This is a genomic window from Synechococcus sp. TAK9802 (genome assembly GCF_014279535.1).
In the GTDB taxonomy this organism is placed as follows: Bacteria; Cyanobacteriota; Cyanobacteriia; order PCC-6307; family Cyanobiaceae; genus Parasynechococcus.
This window is the reverse complement of record NZ_CP047937.1, coordinates 634,036-651,152: the sequence shown is the minus strand read 5'-3', so window position 1 is coordinate 651,152 and position 17,117 is coordinate 634,036. Positions and strand designations below refer to the sequence as shown.

Genomic DNA, 17,117 nt, shown 5'->3' with positions numbered 1-17,117 from the left:
CAGCCCACTCAGCCCAATGGGCGATGACGACGCAGGGCCTCTTCCAACAGATAGGCGGCCAGATTGCCGCAACTGCGCCCTTCGGCGAGGGCATGACGCTTGAGGTCATCCATCACCCCGCGGGGCAGGGTGACGTTGATGCGCTCGGAACCAGCCGCATCCGCCACCGCAGCCGTGCTGGGAGCCGCGGCCTGGCCCTCAATCCGCTGCTGCAACTCCTGAACCAGATCCTGAAGGAGAGACACGATTTCGTGAAAATATGATCACATTGAATAAACAATATCGTGCTAGACAAGATTGCGTAATCTTGGTCACACTTTTTGAGGCGCCATGCAACCCCTGCCGCTGAAGCTTGCTCCCGGCAGTGATCTGCGCCTCAGCCTCGAAGAACTGGCCCAGCGAGACGGCATCAGCGGCTTTGTTATTGGCGTGGTCGGCAACCTGACCAAGGCGTCGTTCCAATGCCCCGGCCAGGCAGAGCCCACCGTGCTGGAGGGCGATCTTGAGATAATCACCCTCAATGGAACCTTTTCCCCCGAGGGCGTGCACCTGCACCTGAGCCTCTCGGATGGGGCCTGTCAGGTGTGGGGAGGCCACCTGGAGCCCGGCACGATCGTGCAGAAGGGCGTCGATCTGCTGATTGGCGTGCTGGAGCAACGCGAAGGCCGCCCCGCGCGTCAGACCGCAGCAGCAGCACCCCGGATTGAGATCGCCGTGCTGCCGGGATGCCCCTGGTGCAGCCGCGCCCTGCGCATCCTGAGAACCCTGGATCTGCCCCACACCGTCATCACCGTGAACGACGACGCAGCCTTCCAGGCCGTGCAGCAGCGCAGTGGGATGACCACCTTCCCCCAGGTGTTCATCGACGGATCGGTGATTGGTGGCTACGACGATCTCGCCGCCATGCAAGCCGCCGGTGAACTCGACGCCCTCCGCTGATCAGCCGGAGCAGCCACCTCAGAAACAGCCTCCCTTCTGGTCGCTGAAACCCTGGTGGTGCCAGCCCTGGTCGATCATCTGCACAGGAGAGCTGATGGTCGGCGGGTCCTGGGTGCTGCTGCACCGCCTCTGGATCAGCCTTCCCCTGAGCGTGGGCGTAGTGGCCTGGTGGCTGCTGTTTCTGGTACTCGTGCCCGCCGTCTACCGGTCGTCAGCGGAGCCGAATCAATAACGTTCTCGCCCTTTCGCCGCATCGACCCGCCCGCGATCATCCGTCGGCCAACTTGATGTCCCGCAAACGGGCATCAATCGATGCGAGGAGTTGCACTGCAAACATCGGCGTCTCCTGAACCGCAAAAAGGAACTTGTCGCGGTTCATGGCAATCAAACGGCAATCACTGGTGGCCGTGGCGGTGCTCAGACGCTGATGGTTCTCCATCACCAAGGCCCCCGCACCGAACACATGACCCACAGGGATGTCTTCATGTCCCTCATGGCCTGCTGAATCGATCCAGGTGAGCCGCACCGATCCCTCCAGCAGGCCGTACATGCAGGTGCCGGTTTCGCCGGTACGAAACAGCACGTCACCCTGATTGAGATGAATCACTTCGGCCTTGCTGGCCAAAGCACGCATGGTGTCGAGGGCATGCATGGAACCAGCGCGACTCAGACAGAGGTCAGAGTCAGTGCTGCGCCAAAGCCTTTGCGCACGTCCTCCTGAGAGATCAGGCCGTCGTGGTCCTGATCGAGAGCATCAAAAATGGCATCACTTCCGAGCCATTCGTCGCGGGTGATCGAGCCATCGCCGTTCATGTCGTTGAGCATGAAGATCTCGGAAACGGCGTGGCGGAAGGCGGATCCACCCTCCAGTTCAGCCAGACGATGGGCCAGTTGATGCTCCAGGGTTTCAATGGCTTTGCTGAAGCCTTTAATGCCCTCGGTCAGTTTGTCGCTGGCCATCCGATCGTCCTGCATCAGTGCATCAAAGGTGGCGCGATCGACGTGGATCTTGGCTTCGCCATCGGTGGGATGGGTGGCATCCAATTTCTGGGTCAGCACAGCATCCGTCTCACGGAGCTGATCCAACAACTTCGGTGAAATCGTGAGCAGATCACAACCGGCCAACTCCGTGATCTCATCGATGTTGCGGAAGCTCGCCCCCATCACCTCCGTGCCGTAGCCGTGGGTCTTGTAGTAGCTGAAGATCTTGGTCACCGAAATCACACCCGGATCCTCAGGGCCGGGGTAGGAGTCGCGCCCGGTTTCGGCCTTGTACCAATCCAGGATGCGCCCCACGAAGGGGGAGATCAGAGTGACGCCGGCTTCGGCACAGGCAACGGCCTGACCGAAACCAAACAGGAGGGTGAGGTTGCAGTGAATCCCCTCTTTCTCAAGCACCTCGGCAGCTTTGATGCCTTCCCAGGTGGAGGCAATTTTGATCAGAACCCGATCGTTGCTGATGCCGGCATCGTTGTACAGACGAATCAGCTTGCGCCCTTTTTCAATCGTGGCGTCGGTGTCAAAACTCAAGCGAGCATCCACCTCCGTTGACACACGACGGGGAACAATCTTCAGGATCTCCTTGCCGAAGATCACACTGATCTCATCGAGCGCTTCCCGCACCACGTCTTCCACCGCTGCGTCGCTGCCCATCAACTTGCGCGATGAGCGCAAAGCCTCATCAATCAGGCTCTGATAGGCCGGAATCTGTGCAGCAGCCAGGATCAACGACGGGTTGGTGGTGGCATCCCGAGGGGTGAACTTGCGGATCGCCTCCAGATCACCCGTGTCGGCAACGACCACGGTCATTTGTGAAAGCTGATCGAGCAGGCTGGCCATGATGTAAGACGGCTCAATACCCGTAACGTAGCCGCGCTTTTTGATGCGTCAGCTGTTCAAAAGCTTGTTCAATTCAGCAGGTTTTGAGGGGGCGATGCGCTCCACAACCAGTAAGGCATCAATGATCTTTTTGGCGACAGGAACGGCCACGGTGGAGCCATAGGCGTGCTCACCTTGGGGCTCATCCACCACCACAAACACCACGTAACGGGGGTCCTCAATCGGCAAGGTCGCCACAAAGCTGCAGATCTTGGCTCCTGGGAGATAGATCCCATTGAGGGCCTTCTGCGCCGTTCCTGTTTTGCCACCAATTCGGTAGCCGGGTGTTTTCACACCCTTGCCACTGCCCTGATCCACCACAGATTCCATCCACTGAAGCACCGTGCGCGTGACCTCCGGGTTCAGCAACTGCTGACCACTGGGTGCCGCCGCCGGAGCCAAGGCATCACCCGAGCGGAAGCCACGGGTGATGTGGGGACTGATCAACTTGCCACCGTTGGCCAGCATCCCGTGGAGCTGCACCAGCTTGAGCGGTGTGAGCGAAAACCCCTGACCAAAGGCCGTCGTCGCCGGCTCGATCGGCTGACTGGTGAACTGCTTCTTGCTCTTGAGCTGACCAGCCACCGCTCCAGGGAGGTCGGTATCAGGACGCTGATTGATGCCAAGACGCTCCATCCAGTTCCAGTAGGCGTCGTCGTCGAGACGGCGCATGACCTGGACCATGCCGACGTTGCTTGACACCTGCAGCACGGTGGCGAAATCCACCAAACCATGGGCTTTTTTGTCGTGGTTGTTGATCGGCCAACCACCAACCATCAACTTGCCCACATCATTCACCCGATCCGTGGCCTGAATGGCACCGTCCTGGAGGGCCAGAGCCAGGTTGATCGGCTTGAACGTTGAGCCTGGTTCATAGAGATCCTGAACGGACCATTCACGAAACCGCCCCGTGGGGAAGTCCCAGTAGCGGTTGGGGTCATAGGTGGGTGTAGATGCCAGCACCAACAACTCACCGTTGGTGGCATCCATCACGATTGCGGCGCCCTTCTGGGCTTTCCACTTGGCAACCTGCTCAGCAAGAGCTTTGAGGGCCACCTGCTGAAGCCTGGAATCCAGCGTCAGCTGCAGGCGTAAATCATCGCCATAGAAGGCTCCCGGGGCGAGGTTAGCCGGCAATGGCGTGCCATCAGCACCCCGGCGGAGGTATCGGGTTTGCTCATGGCGAGCCAGATCCCCATTACGGCTCTGCTCAAGACCCGCTTGAGGTTGCCGCTCCGCATTGAGAAAACCCACCACGTTGGCGAACAACGACGCCTGGGGGTACACCCGCTGGGGATAGGCCTCCAGATCAAGGCCGCTGATTCCAAGGGCCCGGATGCGATCGGCCGTTTCCGGATCCAGCTCCTCAGCCAATTTGATCCCCGAGGCCTGGGTTCCCATGGCCCTCAGCAGCGCAGGCGCAGGACGAGCCAAGGGATCGGCCAACAACGCCGCCACATCTTCGGCAGGGCGGACAAGGTTGGGGGCATCTCCCGGCATGTTGAAGTAGCGGGGATGGGCCCAGAGCCGGAACCGCTTTTCATCCATCGCGACCAAACGGCCGGTGCGATCGACGATCGGACGGCGTTGCCCCAAGGGTTGGGTGCGCTGGGTTTGCAGCTGACGGGCACGCTGCTCCAGGTCGGGGGCTTGCACCAACTGCAGCCAGGCCATGCGACCCACCAGCCCCAGCAAGCCTGCCGCCAGGATCCAGAAGATGATCCAGAGCCGCTTGGGGGGAACCTGGGTCAGGGGAACGACCCGCACGCGGGAGCGGCGCGAACGGATGGGTCGACGCCCTGACACCCGCGTCATCAGTAGCCCGCCCGGATGGGCTGATTCCCCAGGGCCTGGAGCGATGCCATGGGAGAGGAGGCGGACGCTTGCAACGCGCCCAGAGCAGGGCGATCAAGATGCACCAGATTGGCCACCTGCGTTGGCACCAGGCGGTTGGGCTGCTGAGACCGCAGCAACAGATGCTGTTCCATCACAGCGGTTGATTCGGTCAACCGGTGCGCCTGGGTTCGGGTTGCCTCCAGCAGGCGAAAGGCCACAGTCCAGCGATGCTGCCAGTGCAGCGTGAGACCAGCAAGAACGGCAACCGCCGCAATCAAGCCCAGCAGCGTGCCGTCCATCAGGCGATGGAGCCCCCCAAGAAGAGGCGAGCGTCGTGCAATGCGTCCGGAGGACAGTGACCCTTGAATCAGCTCGAAAGCTGTGGTCGATGCACGCTGTTCCGGAGCGGCAACCACCGGGATCACAGGCGAATAGGCCAGTGAACCACCTGCAGAAAGGCGGGGCAAGGTTCAGAGGAGCAGCAGGTTCACGAACGTCACGGCATTCCAGAGCCCATGCATCAGCACCGAGGGCCACAGGCGTCCGCTGCGCAGCCGCACCAAACCAAGCCCAATCCCCAACACCGTAAGCGGCGCCAACTCGCCAACACTGATGTGGGCCATGGCAAACAACAGGCCACTGAGCAGGACCCCCGGGAGGGGACCGAGTCGCATCGCCAACACCGGCAGCAAGGCACCGCGGAAAATCGTTTCCTCGAACAGTGGCGCCAGCACAACCGCAGTGAGCGCAAGCAAGGCCAGGGCAAGCGGATCACGGCTGCCGAGCACCAACTCCAACAGCGGATTGCTGCCCCCGGGATCACCTACCAGGCGCACGAGCAACCACCCCGTGAGCATCACCACCGGCGTCACCATCAACCATCCCGCCAGGGCATCCCGCAGAGCTGAAAGCAGCGGACGCACGCGCCACTGCATCCACCCCCCCAGCGGCGCCCTTTCCATGGGCAACGAGCGCAGTTGCCGCCACAGGATCAGCAGGCTCGGCAGGGCCATCACGCCGTAGTTGATCACCACACTGACGGCTTCACGACGAGGGCTGCCCAGCCCCGCCGTCAGTGCACCCACCAAGGGAAACGCCACCAGCGGAACGCCAACGGCACTGATCACCACAAAGCCACCGGCCACCAGCAGGGCCATATCAACCAGGGTCAGCTCCGGCCCCTGAACATCGGGCCAGGCCATCAGCCGACCTCGCAGCAGACGCCAGGCCTGACCAAGCAGCAACAGTCCACCGAGCAGGGCTGTCACCAGGGGCAGCACCGTGCTGACGGCCAAACGGAACGCCGCTTGCCCCGCGGCTACAGCATCGATACAGAGCGTCGGATCAGAGGCGCCCGCTTCGCAATGCAGCTGCTGGAGCAATGGGTCGTCGTCTTGACGATCGAGCTCCGCGGATGCGGAACCTTGGTCCTTCAACAACAGAAGCATCTGTTGCTGCCGCTCATTGCGCGCCTCTGGGCTGATGCCCTCCAGGGCCTTGAGCAGCGCATCCCGCTGCGACTCCCCCAGGAGAGCGTGCCGCAACGGGGGCGGCACCGCTGGTTCAGCCAGAAGCGTCAGCTCCTGCTGTTGAAGGCTCAGGGCCGGTGCCACCGAAGGTCGCGAGAGGCTGTCCATCAAGCCCGACAACCAGATGAAACCGGCCAAAGCGAGGGACAAGGCCGCCAGAAGTCCCTTCCAGCGCGGGGAAACCGGTTGTGGGGAACTGGGCACCAGCGGGCTTCAACTGCCCACGATTGTCCCCCCGAAAGGCCGCTTCCATACGATGGCCGCGCCCTGACGCTGAACCGTGCCCCTTCGTCTTCTTCTGGTCCGCCACGGTCTCAGCAGTTTCAACAAGGAACGGCGGATCCAGGGCCGCGATGATCTCTCGAACCTCAGCGAGGAAGGGCATGAGCAGGCCCGGGCCCTGGGCCGCTCGCTTCAGGATGTGAGCATCCAGGCCGTCTACAGCTCCCCCCTGCAGCGGGCGGCTGCGACGACGGCGAGCCTGCTGGAGACCCAAGGTGGCCAGGCCCCAGATCCCGTCTTTGATGACGGACTGCTGGAAGTGGATCTTGAGCCCTGGTCCGGCCAGACCATCGACGAGCTGATGCAAGGCTCAACGGAGGCCTACAAGATCTGGAAGCAGCGGCCCATGGAGCTGGAGCTCCAGCGCCGTGATGGTTCGAGCTACAAGCCACTGCCTGAGCTGATGGAACAGGCGCGGGGCTTCATCAGCACGCTGTTGGAGCGCCATCCAGCCACCGGCAACGACACGGTGCTGGTGGTGGCCCACAACGCCATCCTGCGCTGCCTGATGCTGGTGCTGCTCGGGGAACCCGACAACGGCTTCCGGCGTCTCCGCGTCGACAACACCTCCCTTTCGGTCTTCAACATCCGGCCAGGAAACAACGGACCCCAGGTGCAGATCGAATGCCTGAACAGCACCACACACCTGCAACCGCTGCCGGAGAAGGGCAAAAACGCCAGGCTGATTTTGGTGCGCCATGGCGAAACCGACTGGAACAAAGCCGGGCGCTTCCAAGGGCAGATCGATATTCCGCTGAATGAGAACGGTCGCCGTCAAGCCGCGGCCGCCCGCGATTTCCTCAAAGACATCCCCATCGATCGGGCCTGGAGCAGCACGCTGTCGCGTCCAACCGAAACGGCCCAGATCATTCTCGAGGCCCATCCCGATGTGCCCCTGACCCAGATCGACGGACTGGTGGAGATCGGACACGGAGTCTGGGAAGGCAAGCTCGAATCCGAAATCCGAGAGGACTGGTCGGAGCTGCTGGACACCTGGAAACGGGCTCCGGAAACCGTGCAGATGCCTGAAGGGGAAACCATTCAGGACGTGTGGGCCCGTTCCGTCCGGAGCTGGGGAGAGATCGCTGCCGAGCTGAAGCCTGAGGAAACGGTGCTGGTGGTAGCTCACGACGCCGTCAACAAAACGATCCTCTGCGAGCTGTTGGGGCTGACCCCCGCCGACATCTGGGCCGTCAAACAAGGCAACGGTGGTGTCACGGTGGTCGACATCGCCGCCGATCCAGGCCAGCCTGCAGTGGTGACCTGCCTCAACCTCACCTCCCACTTCGGAAGCGTGATTGACCGCACGGCAGCAGGCGCTCTCTGACGTCATGAACGACACCTTGCTGCTGGATCCGGTGCGCGTTCTGCGTGGCCCCGGACATTCAGTGCAGCTCGGTGCAGTCTTGATCAACCAGGGGGTGCTCGTCGGCTTTGACGACGAAGCCCGGCAGCAGGCCTTGGGCCTGGGCATCAAGGCCAGCCCAGCACCGGATCAACTCGTCGCCCCCTGCCTGGTGGATCCCCATTCGATCCTTGAGACCCCCTTCAGTGGCGATCAAGAAACAGCCGTGAGCCTGCGCCACTGTGCCGCCGCAGGGGGCTATGGCCAGATTGGCCTGCTTCCCCGCAGCAGCAGCTGGCGCGACTGTCCGGAGCGGCTCCAGGGATTCAGCCTCGAGCAGGATCAAACAGCAACGGTTCGTCTGCACCTTTGGGGAGGCTTCAGCCGCGGCGGCAAAGCGGATGAACTCGCCCCCCACGGCGATCTTCTCGAACACGGTGCCATCGGACTGGCGGATGATGACGCCGTGGTTCCAACCCCGTTGCTGGAACGGGGACTGCTGCTCGGAGAGATGGGGGGATTCCCAGTGCTCGTGGCACCCCGGGATCCCGCGCTGCAGGGGGAGGGGCTGGTGCGGGAAGGCGTGGAGACGCTGCGGGCCGGGTGGCCAGCAGATCCAATCACCAGCGAGACCATTCCCCTCAGCCAGTTGCTGCTGCTGCATCAACGCCATCCGGAACGACAGCTGCGGCTGATGAACCTCTCCACAGCAGCAGCGGTGCAGCAGCTTTCAGGCTGCGAGTTCCCGCCCCTGAGCAGCGTGAGCTGGTGGCATCTCCTCACCGACCGCAGCATGCTGGCCAGCAGCGATCCAGGCTGGCGCGTCTGCCCCTCCCTCGGTGGCCCGGACGATCGCGAGCAGTTGATCCAGGCCGTTCAGCAGCGAACGATCACTGCCGTGGCTGTGCATGCTGTTCCTCTGGATGCTGAGGACATGCTGTTGCCGGGCGACCAACACCCCGCAGGCCTCAGCGGCCACCATGTGGTGCTTGCTGCGCTGTGGAATGCCCTGGTGCGGCCGGGCCGCTGGACCACGGAAGATCTTTGGCAGGCCCTCAGCTTTGGGCCTTCGGATCTGATCGACCAGCCCCCTGAACATCTTGAGCAGGGCAGCCGGCGCTGGCTGCTGTTCGATCCCGATCAACGCTGGACCATCAGCAGCAACACCCCTGGCGCACCGCGTGCCGCCAACATTCCCTGGCTGGGCCGCGAGCTTCAGGGACGCGTTGTGGCCTGTGGCCTCAATTGCTGAGCGAACCGATGCGCGAAGGGGGCCAGAAGCGGAAGACGGCACGGCCAATGATCTGATCGTCTGGCAAAAACGGACCGCCTGGCCAACGACGGGCATCCTGGCTGTTGCGGCGGTTGTCGCCCAGAACAACAACGTTGCCTTCGGGGACCACGGCATAGAGGCCCTTGCAGCCAATCATTCCGTCGCGATCGGAGCAGAAATTGGTGACGTAAGGCTCGTTGAAGGCCGTGCCGTTGATGCTTACGGCACCACTGCTGTTCACCTCCACGACATCACCAGGAACACCCACCACCCGTTTGATCCAGGCCTCACATTCGGGATAACGCTGCAACAGCACACGATCCACAACCCAGCTGATGCCCGGGAAGGTAACGAAGCCGCACTTCAGTGGATTGGGCTGTCCCCCCTCCAATTTCCAAATGGGATCAAAGGCACTGGGGGAATTGAACACAACGATCTCCCCCCGCTGAGGGGGTCGGGAGCGGTAGGACAGCTTCTCGACGATCAACTTGTCGCCCACCTGAAGCCCCGGCAGCATCGATCCCGAAGGGATGTAGCGGGCTTCAAAGGCGAACTGCCGGAGCAGGAGATACAGCGAAACCGTGAACAGAAAAGGGGCCCAGAACTCCCAGATCGCGCTGACCCTGCCCTTCACATCGGAAGGTTCTCTCTCCGCGTTCAATGTGGGCAGGCTCAATCTTTCGACCCACGATAGGGGGAGCCTGCAGGCCCCATGATCCGTCCACGCTGGCAAGCCCTCAAGCCCCAACACGGCCTGTTCAGCTGGCGGCGGTGGGACCAGGCCATTGCTGTCATCGCCGCAGTCAATCTCACCTGGGTCGCCATCGACCTCACCTACATCCCCCTGCGCAACTTCTGGCTGCAACGCAATCTGTATCCGGTGCCATCGCTTCCCCTGGTGGTTCCCCTGCCCTGGCTGCCGGACATCACCCCGTGGCTGGATCCCCTCAAGGGCATCGAACCCCATCGCGACACCGAGGCTTACCTCAAGGCCTACACCGCCCTGGATCGGGCCCTGCAACAAAACGGCCCGCGCACGGCGGGAAGCAACGATCTGCTGCAGCACCAGGTGGTACTCACCACAGCGCTGATGGACAGCAATCCGTTCATCAGTTCAGGCCAAGCCGGCGCCCTTGAGAAATTCAAGAACCGACTGCGCGCTCGCACCGGCCTGGAATCAGCCCGTGACTCCGCCAAGCTTCTCCTGAGTCCCGAGCATCTGGAACGCTCCCCCTGGAGCCAGGAGCGTCAGTTCTGGAGCCAGCAGATCCTGCCGCTGGTGGAAAGCAACTACTGGCGAAGCATCGATGAAAACGGGCGCCCCAGCGATTTGAGCTGGCGCATCGACACGCCATTTCAACTGCTGTTTCTGCTCGACATTCTTCTGCGTGCCTGGCGCCTGAAACAGCGCTATCCAGCGATCCGCTGGCGCGATGCCCTGTTACGTCGCTGGATCGACCTTCCTCTGCTGCTGCCGTTTGCGCGCTGGCTCCGGGTGGTTCCGGTCACAGAACGGCTTTGCGGAGCGGGCCTCCTGCAACTCGAACCGCTGCGTGCCGTGATCAGCCGCGGCGTGGTGGCCCTGTTGGCTGTGGAGCTGTTTGAAGTGATCGCTGTCAGGGTGGTCGATGCTCTGCAGCAACTGATTCGATCACCACAGCTGCCGGAGAGGGTTCGCAGACTCTGCAGCCACCAGAGCAGTGATCTGAACGATGAGCGGGAGGTGATCGAGCTGCTGCGGTTGTGGCTTCCCCTTCTGCTCACCCGCATTGGCCCGGCCATGCGACCGCAACTGCAAGCCGTGATCAGCCATCTGGTGCAGCAAAGCTTGGACCGGAACGTGGTGCCGGATGCCCTGCGGCGACTGCCTGGACTGCAAAACGCCGAATCGGAATTCAGCCGCCAGCTGGCAGAAAGCATGGTGACCTCCGTGCTCGACCTGTCCAAGGGAGCCGGAAACCGCATCGGACAGCGGGACCCTGTTCTGGAATCACTTGGATCCGAGGCCTTGGATCGGCTCTGGGAGGAGCTGGCCCACACCCTGGAACAGGGGCCTGTGCTGAGCCGCAGCCAGGATCTGCTGGTCGCCCTTTTGGAAGAGATCAAACGCTCAAGCTTCCGTCAGATCCGCGACCAAGGCGATGTGGACGCCCTGATCAGCGAATTGGATGGCTTGAACTTCAGCCCTGGAGTGCAGATTCCCAAAGATCAGGCTTGAAGCCGGTGAGGTAAGTCGAGGAATTCACCTCCACGAACGGACGTTTGATCAACTTCCCATCGGCAGCCAAGGCCTCGAGAGCCTCGTCATCCGAAAGCGCCTTCACTGCAGCCGCGCCCATGGCGCGGTAGCTCTGGCCGCTGGTGTTGAACAACAGCTTCCTATCGCCGAGGGATTGGTGAGCGGCCACCAGCATCTCCTTGGACGGTGGAGTCAGGGTGATGTCATGCACCTCATGGGCAATGCCTCGCTCAGTGAGCCAGGCCAATGCCTTTCGACAGGTGCTACAGCGGTTGTAGCTGTAAACCTGAAGGGTTCCGGACAAGGCTCAGCGGCCGAACAGGGATTTGATCGCACCAACGAGGCTGTTGGAGCCGCGGCCCACACCTTCAGCGGGGCGGGTGCGAACGGTGACATCACCAAACACTGTGGTGCGGCAGCTCAGGCGGAAGTTGGCAGGACGATCGGACAGATAGACCTCTTCAACATCGCTGCGGGGGGAAAGGTTGGCCTGCCCTTCCAGCACCTCCATCACGCAGGTGCCGCACTGACCAACACCGCTGCAGTTGTTGAGGTTGTTGAGACTCTTGTAAGGGTTGACGCCCGCATCAAGTGCAGCCTTACGCAGATTTGCGCCCTCGATGCAACCAACCTGCTGGCCTTCCTGCTCGAATCGGATGGTGGGCACGGGTTCCGCAAATCTCAGTGCGCACCAACTTACAAGCATCCGGCCTGATCAAGGGGCTCTTCCCTGAGATCAATCGGCTGCATTGATGCAGGAATCAAGCAACGGCTGAACCGCATCGAGGTCGCGCCATCCATCAATCGATACGACGCTGCCCTGCAACGTGCGGTAAGTCCTGAAGAATTCCGCGACATCCTCCAGCTGGGAGGCAGCGATCTGACGAATGCTTCGGATCTCGTCCTGACGTGGGTCTGCGTCCGGGACACAGAGAATCTTCCCGTCGTAAACATCCTTGTCGTGGAGGTCCAACACGCCGATGGGGCGAGCCTTGATCAGGCAACCAGCAAACGTGGGTTCAGCCATGATCACCATGGCGTCGAGAGGAGATCCATCCTCCGCCAGCGTGTTGGGGATGAAGCCGTAATCAAAGGGGTAACGCACCGAGGAGTGCATCACCCGATCCAGAACCATCACGCCGGCTTCGGCGGAGTACTCGTATTTGTTTCTGCTTCCTGCCGGAATCTCAACGATGAGATTCACCAAGCCTGGCGAAGGTGACGGGGGAAGCTGATGGAGATCCATGCCGATCCGAGGCGGTGGGGATCAGTCGCGGAGAAGGGAAGGTTCGGTCCGTGATCACAGCCACAAGGGGAGCACTGAAACTGACAACAGCAATCAGCAGTCCTTTGATGGCCGTCAACGAGGCGCGACGACTGAACGGCTCATCCGCCTCCGAAGACGCGATGGCGTCGTCGTGAGACGGGTGGGGAACATCTGAGGCCATAAAACGGGGGGGCTTGAAAAGCTCCCTCTTCCGATCACAACATTGTTGAACTCATTCTGTCACTGCCAAATGCAGGGCGCACCGATCATTAAGCAGCGGGCCGGTCCTGCTGGTCGAGTCGTGCGCTCAGATCAGAAGTGGATGCCCCATTCGCCTCGAGATGGGTACGGATCAGCCGAAGCTCCTCAAGGATCGATCCCAGGATTTGCTGGGTCGCCGTTGATGGAGAGTTCAGCACCTCAACAGTGACTTCTTTGATGCGGAGAACATCTTTGGCGAAGCGCGCCACCTCATTGGGGTGGAACATCAGCGGATCTTTCTGATCGCTGCGGTACTCCGGGTTCAGCTTGCGGGGGTTGAACGGAGGGTTGAGGTTGCGTGGGTCTGTGTTGGTGTAGCGATACACCGAAGCGCGGGAGCGGTTCAGGGATTTCTGAACGTCGTCGATCCCCACCAGGGCCTCGGCTTGAGCTGACGCATGGGCCGGATCCATGGAAAGTTCGGTCGCTTGTTGAACGCTTGTCGCCACAGATTCAACAGACCGAGGAAACATGAGACGGGCCTAGGACAGGCTGGATTGAGCTGGACGGTAGCAGTCGAGACTCAGGGCGCCCAGAGGAATCCCAGCAAAACAGACACTTCCACGATCGGCATGCCTCCGAAGCGGTGATAACTTCCAAATCCCATTTTGTTGCGATTGATGCGCGTCTCCCGCCTGCTGCTGGTGACGCTTCGGGATGTTCCCGCCGAAGCGGAGATCACCTCGCATCAGTTGCTTCTCAGGGCCGGATATATCCGTCGCGTGGGATCAGGGATCTACGCCTACCTCCCCTTGATGTGGAGGGTGCTGCAAAAGATCACCGCCGTGGTGCGCGAGGAGATGAACCGCGCCGGCGCCCAGGAAACCCTGCTGCCGCAGCTGCACCCTGCTGAGCTCTGGCAGAAGAGCGGGCGTTGGCAGGGCTACACCGCTGGCGAGGGGATCATGTTCCACCTCGAAGACCGCCAGGGCAGAGAACTGGGGCTTGGTCCTACCCATGAAGAGGTGATCACCAGCCTGGCAGGGGAGCTGCTGAGGTCATACCGGCAGCTCCCGGTGAACCTCTATCAAATCCAGACCAAATTTCGCGACGAGATCCGTCCCCGCTTTGGCCTGATGCGAGGCCGCGAATTCATCATGAAGGACGCGTATTCCTTCCATGCCAGCGAAGCGGATCTGCGCGAGACCTATGGCGTGATGGATCAGGCCTACCGCCGCATCTTTGAACGTTGTGGCCTGGATGCCGTCCCTGTCGATGCCGATAGCGGAGCGATCGGCGGCGCCGCCTCCCAGGAGTTCATGGTGACGGCGGATGCCGGGGAAGACCTGATCCTGATCAGCGATGACGGCCAATACGCCGCCAACCAAGAGAAGGCTGTTTCGATCCCATCCGCCGCATCTCCTCTTCCCGACGGCCCGGAGGAGTCGATTCCAACCCCTGGCTTGGGCAGCATCGAAAGCCTCTGCGACGCCAAAGGCTGGGATCCGAGCCAGGTGGTGAAGGTGCTGCTGTTTGTGGCGACCCTGGACGATGAGACCCTCCAACCGCTGTTGGTGAGCCTCCGTGGTGACCAGGAGCTCAATCCCACAAAGGTCGTGAACGCGGTCAGCCGAACCCTCAACAAGGGTGTTCTCGATTGCCGCCCGATCACACCAGAGGACAACAACCGTCAGCAGATTGATCCGCTCCCCTTTGGATCGATCGGGCCCGACCTCTCCGATGACGTTCTGAAGGGAGCCAAGACCTGGGAGCCAACATTCCTGCGTCTGGCAGATGAAACCGCCAGCGAACTCGGCAGCTTCATCTGTGGTGCCAACACGCCCGATCTGCACCGTTTCAACACCAGCTGGACGGCCATCGGGCAGAAGCCGACCAGCCTGGATCTGCGTAATGCACGGGCCGGCGACGTTTGCCAACACAACCCGGAATCACGACTGACGGAAAAAAGAGGCATCGAAGTCGGCCACATTTTTCAGTTGGGCCGGAAATATTCCGAGGCCATGGAGAGCCGTTTCACCAACGAGAACGGCAAGACCGAACCGTTCTGGATGGGGTGCTACGGCATCGGCGTTTCGCGATTGGCACAGGCTGCCGTCGAGCAGCATCACGATGACAGCGGCATCTGCTGGCCGACGGCCATCGCCCCCTTCGAGGCGATCGTGGTCGTGGCCAACATCCAGGACGAGACCCAGGCCCAGCTGGGGGAAGCGCTCTACTCGGAGCTTCAGAACGCTGGGGTGGATGTGCTGATCGACGACCGCAAGGAACGCGCCGGCGTCAAGTTCAAAGACGCGGATCTGATCGGCATCCCTTGGCGGATCGTGGTGGGACGCGACGCCAGCGAGGGCACCGTTGAACTGGTGTGCCGCAGCGACCGCGAGGTGCAAAAGCTTCCCCACGCTGAGGCTGTGACCTGCCTGATCAATGCAATCCACCCCTAAAGTTGAACGACACTGAAGGGTTTCATGCTCTCCGCACTGACACGCCTGCTTCGCCCTCTCAGCCGGGCCGCCGTTGCCCTTGGCCTCGGGTTATGTCTCCTCCTGACGGCATGCAGTGGGGACGCTGAAGCTCGTCTGAGCGGCGACTACGTGGAAGACACCGTGGCGGTCTCCCGCACGCTGCTTACGGTGATCGACCTGCCTCAGGACGATCCCACCCACGCTGAAGCTGAAGCCGACGCCCGGGCCTTGATCAACGACTACATGTCCCGTTATCGGCCCCAGCCCCGTGTGAACGGACTCAGCTCCTTCACCACGATGCAGACCGCGCTGAACTCTCTGGCTGGTCATTACGCCTCTTACGCCAATCGCCCCCTGCCGGAAGCGCTGCATGACCGCATCGCCAAGGAACTCAACAAGGCTGAGAAATCAGTGCTCCGGGGCAGCTGAGCCCCCGAAACCAGCTCGGTTTTGACGAGGCCACCCGAGATCTGAGATACTCGCGGATTGTGCAGATCTGCGGCTTCGGGCCGCCGTGTTCTTGGCCAACGTTGTCGTCATCGGAGCGCAGTGGGGTGACGAGGGAAAAGGAAAGATCACCGATCTCCTGAGCCGCTCCGCCGATGTGGTGGTTCGCTATCAGGGTGGTGTGAATGCAGGCCACACGATCGTTGTTGACGATCGTGTGCTCAAGCTGCACCTGATTCCCTCTGGAATCCTCTATCCCGACACGATCTGTCTGATCGGATCCGGCACGGTGGTGGATCCCAAGGTGATGCTCGGTGAGCTGGACATGCTCATCGCCAACGACATTGATATTTCAGGGCTTCGCCTGGCATCCACAGCCCACGTGACGATGCCCTACCACCGCCTGCTCGACCAGGCTATGGAGAAGCAGCGGGGAGCACGACGGATCGGAACCACAGGCCGTGGAATCGGCCCCACCTACGCCGACAAGTCGCAGCGCAGTGGCATCCGTGTGATCGACCTGCTGGACGAACAGCGGCTGAGGGATCGCCTTGAAGGCCCACTGCAGGAGAAGAATGAACTTCTTCAGACCATTTACGGCGTTGAACCCCTGAACGCCGAAGACGTCATCCAGGAATATCTGGGATACGGCAAGCGCCTCGCCCCCCACGTGGTGGAGTGCACCCAGACGATTCATCAGGCAGCGCGAGATCGCAAGAACATCCTGTTCGAAGGTGCCCAGGGCACGCTGCTGGACCTGGACCACGGCACCTACCCCTACGTCACATCCTCCAACCCCGTTTCCGGCGGGGCCTGCATCGGTGCAGGCGTGGGCCCAACCCTGATTGACCGCGTCATCGGCGTTGCCAAGGCCTACACCACCCGCGTGGGTGAAGGCCCCTTCCCCACTGAGCTGAGCGGAAGCCTGAATGACCAGCTCACGGAGCGGGGTGGCGAATTCGGTACCACCACGGGCCGCCAGAGGCGCTGTGGCTGGTTTGACGGCGTGATCGGTCGCTACGCCGTACAGGTCAACGGCTTGGACTGTCTGGCCGTGACCAAGCTGGATGTGCTGGACGAACTGGACGAAATTCAGGTCTGCGTGGCCTATGAACTCAACGGCGAGCGAATCGAGCACTTCCCCAGCAGCGCCGATGACTTCGCCCAGTGCAAACCCATCTTCGAAACACTGCCTGGCTGGCAGTGCTCCACCGAGGAATGCCGCAGCCTTGAGGATCTCCCCAAGCCAGCCATGGATTACCTGCGCTTCCTCGCTGATCTGATGGAAGTGCCGATCGCCATTGTCTCACTGGGGGCCAGCCGTGATCAGACCATCGTTGTCGAAGATCCGATCCATGGCCCCAAACGAGCCCTGTTGAGCGCCTGAGCCGCTGACGT

Annotated in this window: 20 protein-coding genes; 8 read left to right on the top strand and 12 right to left on the bottom strand. The window is 61.6% G+C overall.

The genetic code is table 11. The annotated features are described in order from the left end of the window. Positions 1-8 precede the first annotated feature (8 nt). Entirely contained in the window at positions 9-245 is a 237-nt protein-coding gene (locus SynTAK9802_RS03650) for a CopG family transcriptional regulator (protein ID WP_115009451.1), read from the bottom strand. 85 nt (positions 246-330) lie between these two features. Between SynTAK9802_RS03650 and SynTAK9802_RS03645 the strand changes: the two genes are divergently transcribed. Both SynTAK9802_RS03645 and SynTAK9802_RS03640 read left to right on the top strand, forming a co-directional pair. Further along, a complete protein-coding gene (locus tag SynTAK9802_RS03645; RefSeq protein ID WP_186497324.1) occupies positions 331-939 on the top strand; it encodes a PCC domain-containing protein in 609 nt (202 codons plus the stop codon). Further along, positions 917-1,171, top strand: a complete 255-nt coding sequence (locus tag SynTAK9802_RS03640) for a DUF6737 family protein (RefSeq protein WP_186497323.1) — start codon at positions 917-919, stop codon at positions 1,169-1,171. The genes SynTAK9802_RS03645 and SynTAK9802_RS03640 overlap by 23 nt, the downstream gene beginning before the upstream one ends. Before the next feature lie 36 nt (positions 1,172-1,207). On the opposite strand, the gene SynTAK9802_RS03635 is transcribed toward SynTAK9802_RS03640, so the two are convergent. Genes SynTAK9802_RS03635 through SynTAK9802_RS03615 form a run of 5 tightly spaced genes read right to left on the bottom strand, consistent with a single transcriptional unit; the run spans position 1,208 to position 6,386 of the window. Then, positions 1,208-1,591, bottom strand: a complete 384-nt coding sequence (locus tag SynTAK9802_RS03635) for a cyclic nucleotide-binding domain-containing protein (protein WP_186497322.1) — start codon at positions 1,589-1,591, stop codon at positions 1,208-1,210. Between the two features lie 14 nt (positions 1,592-1,605). Further along, positions 1,606-2,778 (bottom strand): transaldolase, encoded by a 1,173-nt coding sequence (locus SynTAK9802_RS03630; protein WP_186497320.1) that lies wholly within the window; start codon positions 2,776-2,778, stop codon positions 1,606-1,608. A 48-nt stretch (positions 2,779-2,826) separates the two neighbouring features. Beyond that, positions 2,827-4,632, bottom strand: a complete 1,806-nt coding sequence (locus SynTAK9802_RS03625) for a penicillin-binding protein 2 (RefSeq protein WP_186497318.1) — start codon at positions 4,630-4,632, stop codon at positions 2,827-2,829. Beyond that, positions 4,632-5,120, bottom strand: coding sequence for a hypothetical protein (locus tag SynTAK9802_RS03620; protein WP_255487836.1), 489 nt, complete (start codon positions 5,118-5,120; stop codon positions 4,632-4,634). Before SynTAK9802_RS03620 ends, SynTAK9802_RS03625 begins: the two co-directional genes overlap by 1 nt. 3 nt (positions 5,121-5,123) lie before the next feature. After that, entirely contained in the window at positions 5,124-6,386 is a 1,263-nt protein-coding gene (locus SynTAK9802_RS03615) for a CPBP family intramembrane glutamic endopeptidase (protein ID WP_186497316.1), read from the bottom strand. Between the two features lie 76 nt (positions 6,387-6,462). On the opposite strand from SynTAK9802_RS03615, the gene SynTAK9802_RS03610 reads away from it, so the two are divergent. After that, positions 6,463-7,791, top strand: coding sequence for a histidine phosphatase family protein (locus SynTAK9802_RS03610; protein WP_186497314.1), 1,329 nt, complete (start codon positions 6,463-6,465; stop codon positions 7,789-7,791). A gap of 4 nt (positions 7,792-7,795) precedes the next feature. Further along, on the top strand, positions 7,796-9,061 hold the full coding sequence (locus SynTAK9802_RS03605) for a dihydroorotase (protein WP_186497312.1): 1,266 nt from the start codon (positions 7,796-7,798) through the stop codon (positions 9,059-9,061). Here SynTAK9802_RS03605 and lepB read toward each other — a convergent pair. After that, complete coding sequence (gene lepB, locus SynTAK9802_RS03600; protein WP_186497984.1) at positions 9,051-9,716, bottom strand: signal peptidase I; 666 nt, start codon at positions 9,714-9,716, stop codon at positions 9,051-9,053. The two genes, SynTAK9802_RS03605 and lepB, sit on opposite strands and share 11 nt — an antisense overlap. A gap of 78 nt (positions 9,717-9,794) precedes the next feature. On the opposite strand from lepB, the gene SynTAK9802_RS03595 reads away from it, so the two are divergent. Beyond that, positions 9,795-11,300: a hypothetical protein gene (locus SynTAK9802_RS03595; protein WP_186497310.1), complete on the top strand. Its 1,506-nt coding sequence runs from the start codon at positions 9,795-9,797 to the stop codon at positions 11,298-11,300. Here SynTAK9802_RS03595 and SynTAK9802_RS03590 read toward each other — a convergent pair. The 5 genes from SynTAK9802_RS03590 to SynTAK9802_RS03570 all read right to left on the bottom strand — a co-directional run bounded on the left by SynTAK9802_RS03590 (position 11,263) and on the right by SynTAK9802_RS03570 (position 13,262). After that, positions 11,263-11,625, bottom strand: coding sequence for an arsenate reductase family protein (locus SynTAK9802_RS03590; RefSeq protein WP_186497308.1), 363 nt, complete (start codon positions 11,623-11,625; stop codon positions 11,263-11,265). The two genes, SynTAK9802_RS03595 and SynTAK9802_RS03590, sit on opposite strands and share 38 nt — an antisense overlap. Positions 11,626-11,628: 3 nt before the next feature. Then, positions 11,629-11,988, bottom strand: coding sequence for a 2Fe-2S iron-sulfur cluster-binding protein (locus SynTAK9802_RS03585; RefSeq protein ID WP_186497306.1), 360 nt, complete (start codon positions 11,986-11,988; stop codon positions 11,629-11,631). A 69-nt stretch (positions 11,989-12,057) separates the two neighbouring features. Then, positions 12,058-12,567 (bottom strand): inorganic diphosphatase, encoded by a 510-nt coding sequence (locus SynTAK9802_RS03580; RefSeq protein ID WP_115132120.1) that lies wholly within the window; start codon positions 12,565-12,567, stop codon positions 12,058-12,060. After that, on the bottom strand, positions 12,509-12,769 hold the full coding sequence (locus SynTAK9802_RS03575; RefSeq protein ID WP_186497305.1) for a hypothetical protein: 261 nt from the start codon (positions 12,767-12,769) through the stop codon (positions 12,509-12,511). Before SynTAK9802_RS03575 ends, SynTAK9802_RS03580 begins: the two co-directional genes overlap by 59 nt. Positions 12,770-12,857: 88 nt before the next feature. Beyond that, positions 12,858-13,262, bottom strand: a complete 405-nt coding sequence (locus SynTAK9802_RS03570) for a resolvase (RefSeq protein ID WP_255487835.1) — start codon at positions 13,260-13,262, stop codon at positions 12,858-12,860. A gap of 207 nt (positions 13,263-13,469) precedes the next feature. On the opposite strand from SynTAK9802_RS03570, the gene SynTAK9802_RS03565 reads away from it, so the two are divergent. The 3 genes from SynTAK9802_RS03565 to SynTAK9802_RS03555 all read left to right on the top strand — a co-directional run bounded on the left by SynTAK9802_RS03565 (position 13,470) and on the right by SynTAK9802_RS03555 (position 17,106). Beyond that, positions 13,470-15,251 (top strand): proline--tRNA ligase, encoded by a 1,782-nt coding sequence (locus SynTAK9802_RS03565; protein ID WP_186497303.1) that lies wholly within the window; start codon positions 13,470-13,472, stop codon positions 15,249-15,251. 24 nt (positions 15,252-15,275) lie between these two features. Beyond that, the gene (gene psb27 / locus SynTAK9802_RS03560) at positions 15,276-15,701 is read left to right on the top strand and encodes a photosystem II protein Psb27 (RefSeq protein ID WP_186497302.1); all 426 of its coding nucleotides are present in this window, start codon (positions 15,276-15,278) and stop codon (positions 15,699-15,701) included. Between the two features lie 85 nt (positions 15,702-15,786). Beyond that, on the top strand, positions 15,787-17,106 hold the full coding sequence (locus SynTAK9802_RS03555) for an adenylosuccinate synthase (protein ID WP_170950485.1): 1,320 nt from the start codon (positions 15,787-15,789) through the stop codon (positions 17,104-17,106). Positions 17,107-17,117: the final 11 nt, after the last annotated feature.

Bases quoted from the DNA above. Each gene is read 5' to 3' on its own strand.
- SynTAK9802_RS03645 (WP_186497324.1), top strand. From the start codon at position 331: ATGCAACCCCTGCCGCTGAAGCTTGCTCCCGGCAGTGATCTGCGCCTC.
- SynTAK9802_RS03635 (WP_186497322.1), bottom strand. From the start codon at position 1,591: ATGCATGCCCTCGACACCATGCGTGCTTTGGCCAGCAAGGCCGAAGTG.
- SynTAK9802_RS03630 (WP_186497320.1), bottom strand. From the start codon at position 2,778: ATGGCCAGCCTGCTCGATCAGCTTTCACAAATGACCGTGGTCGTTGCC.
- SynTAK9802_RS03625 (WP_186497318.1), bottom strand. From the start codon at position 4,632: ATGACGCGGGTGTCAGGGCGTCGACCCATCCGTTCGCGCCGCTCCCGC.
- SynTAK9802_RS03605 (WP_186497312.1), top strand. From the start codon at position 7,796: ATGAACGACACCTTGCTGCTGGATCCGGTGCGCGTTCTGCGTGGCCCC.
- SynTAK9802_RS03595 (WP_186497310.1), top strand. From the start codon at position 9,795: ATGATCCGTCCACGCTGGCAAGCCCTCAAGCCCCAACACGGCCTGTTC.
- SynTAK9802_RS03580 (WP_115132120.1), bottom strand. From the start codon at position 12,567: ATGGATCTCCATCAGCTTCCCCCGTCACCTTCGCCAGGCTTGGTGAAT.
- SynTAK9802_RS03575 (WP_186497305.1), bottom strand. From the start codon at position 12,769: ATGGCCTCAGATGTTCCCCACCCGTCTCACGACGACGCCATCGCGTCT.
- SynTAK9802_RS03570 (WP_255487835.1), bottom strand. From the start codon at position 13,262: ATGGATCCGGCCCATGCGTCAGCTCAAGCCGAGGCCCTGGTGGGGATC.
- SynTAK9802_RS03565 (WP_186497303.1), top strand. From the start codon at position 13,470: ATGCGCGTCTCCCGCCTGCTGCTGGTGACGCTTCGGGATGTTCCCGCC.
- psb27 (WP_186497302.1), top strand. From the start codon at position 15,276: ATGCTCTCCGCACTGACACGCCTGCTTCGCCCTCTCAGCCGGGCCGCC.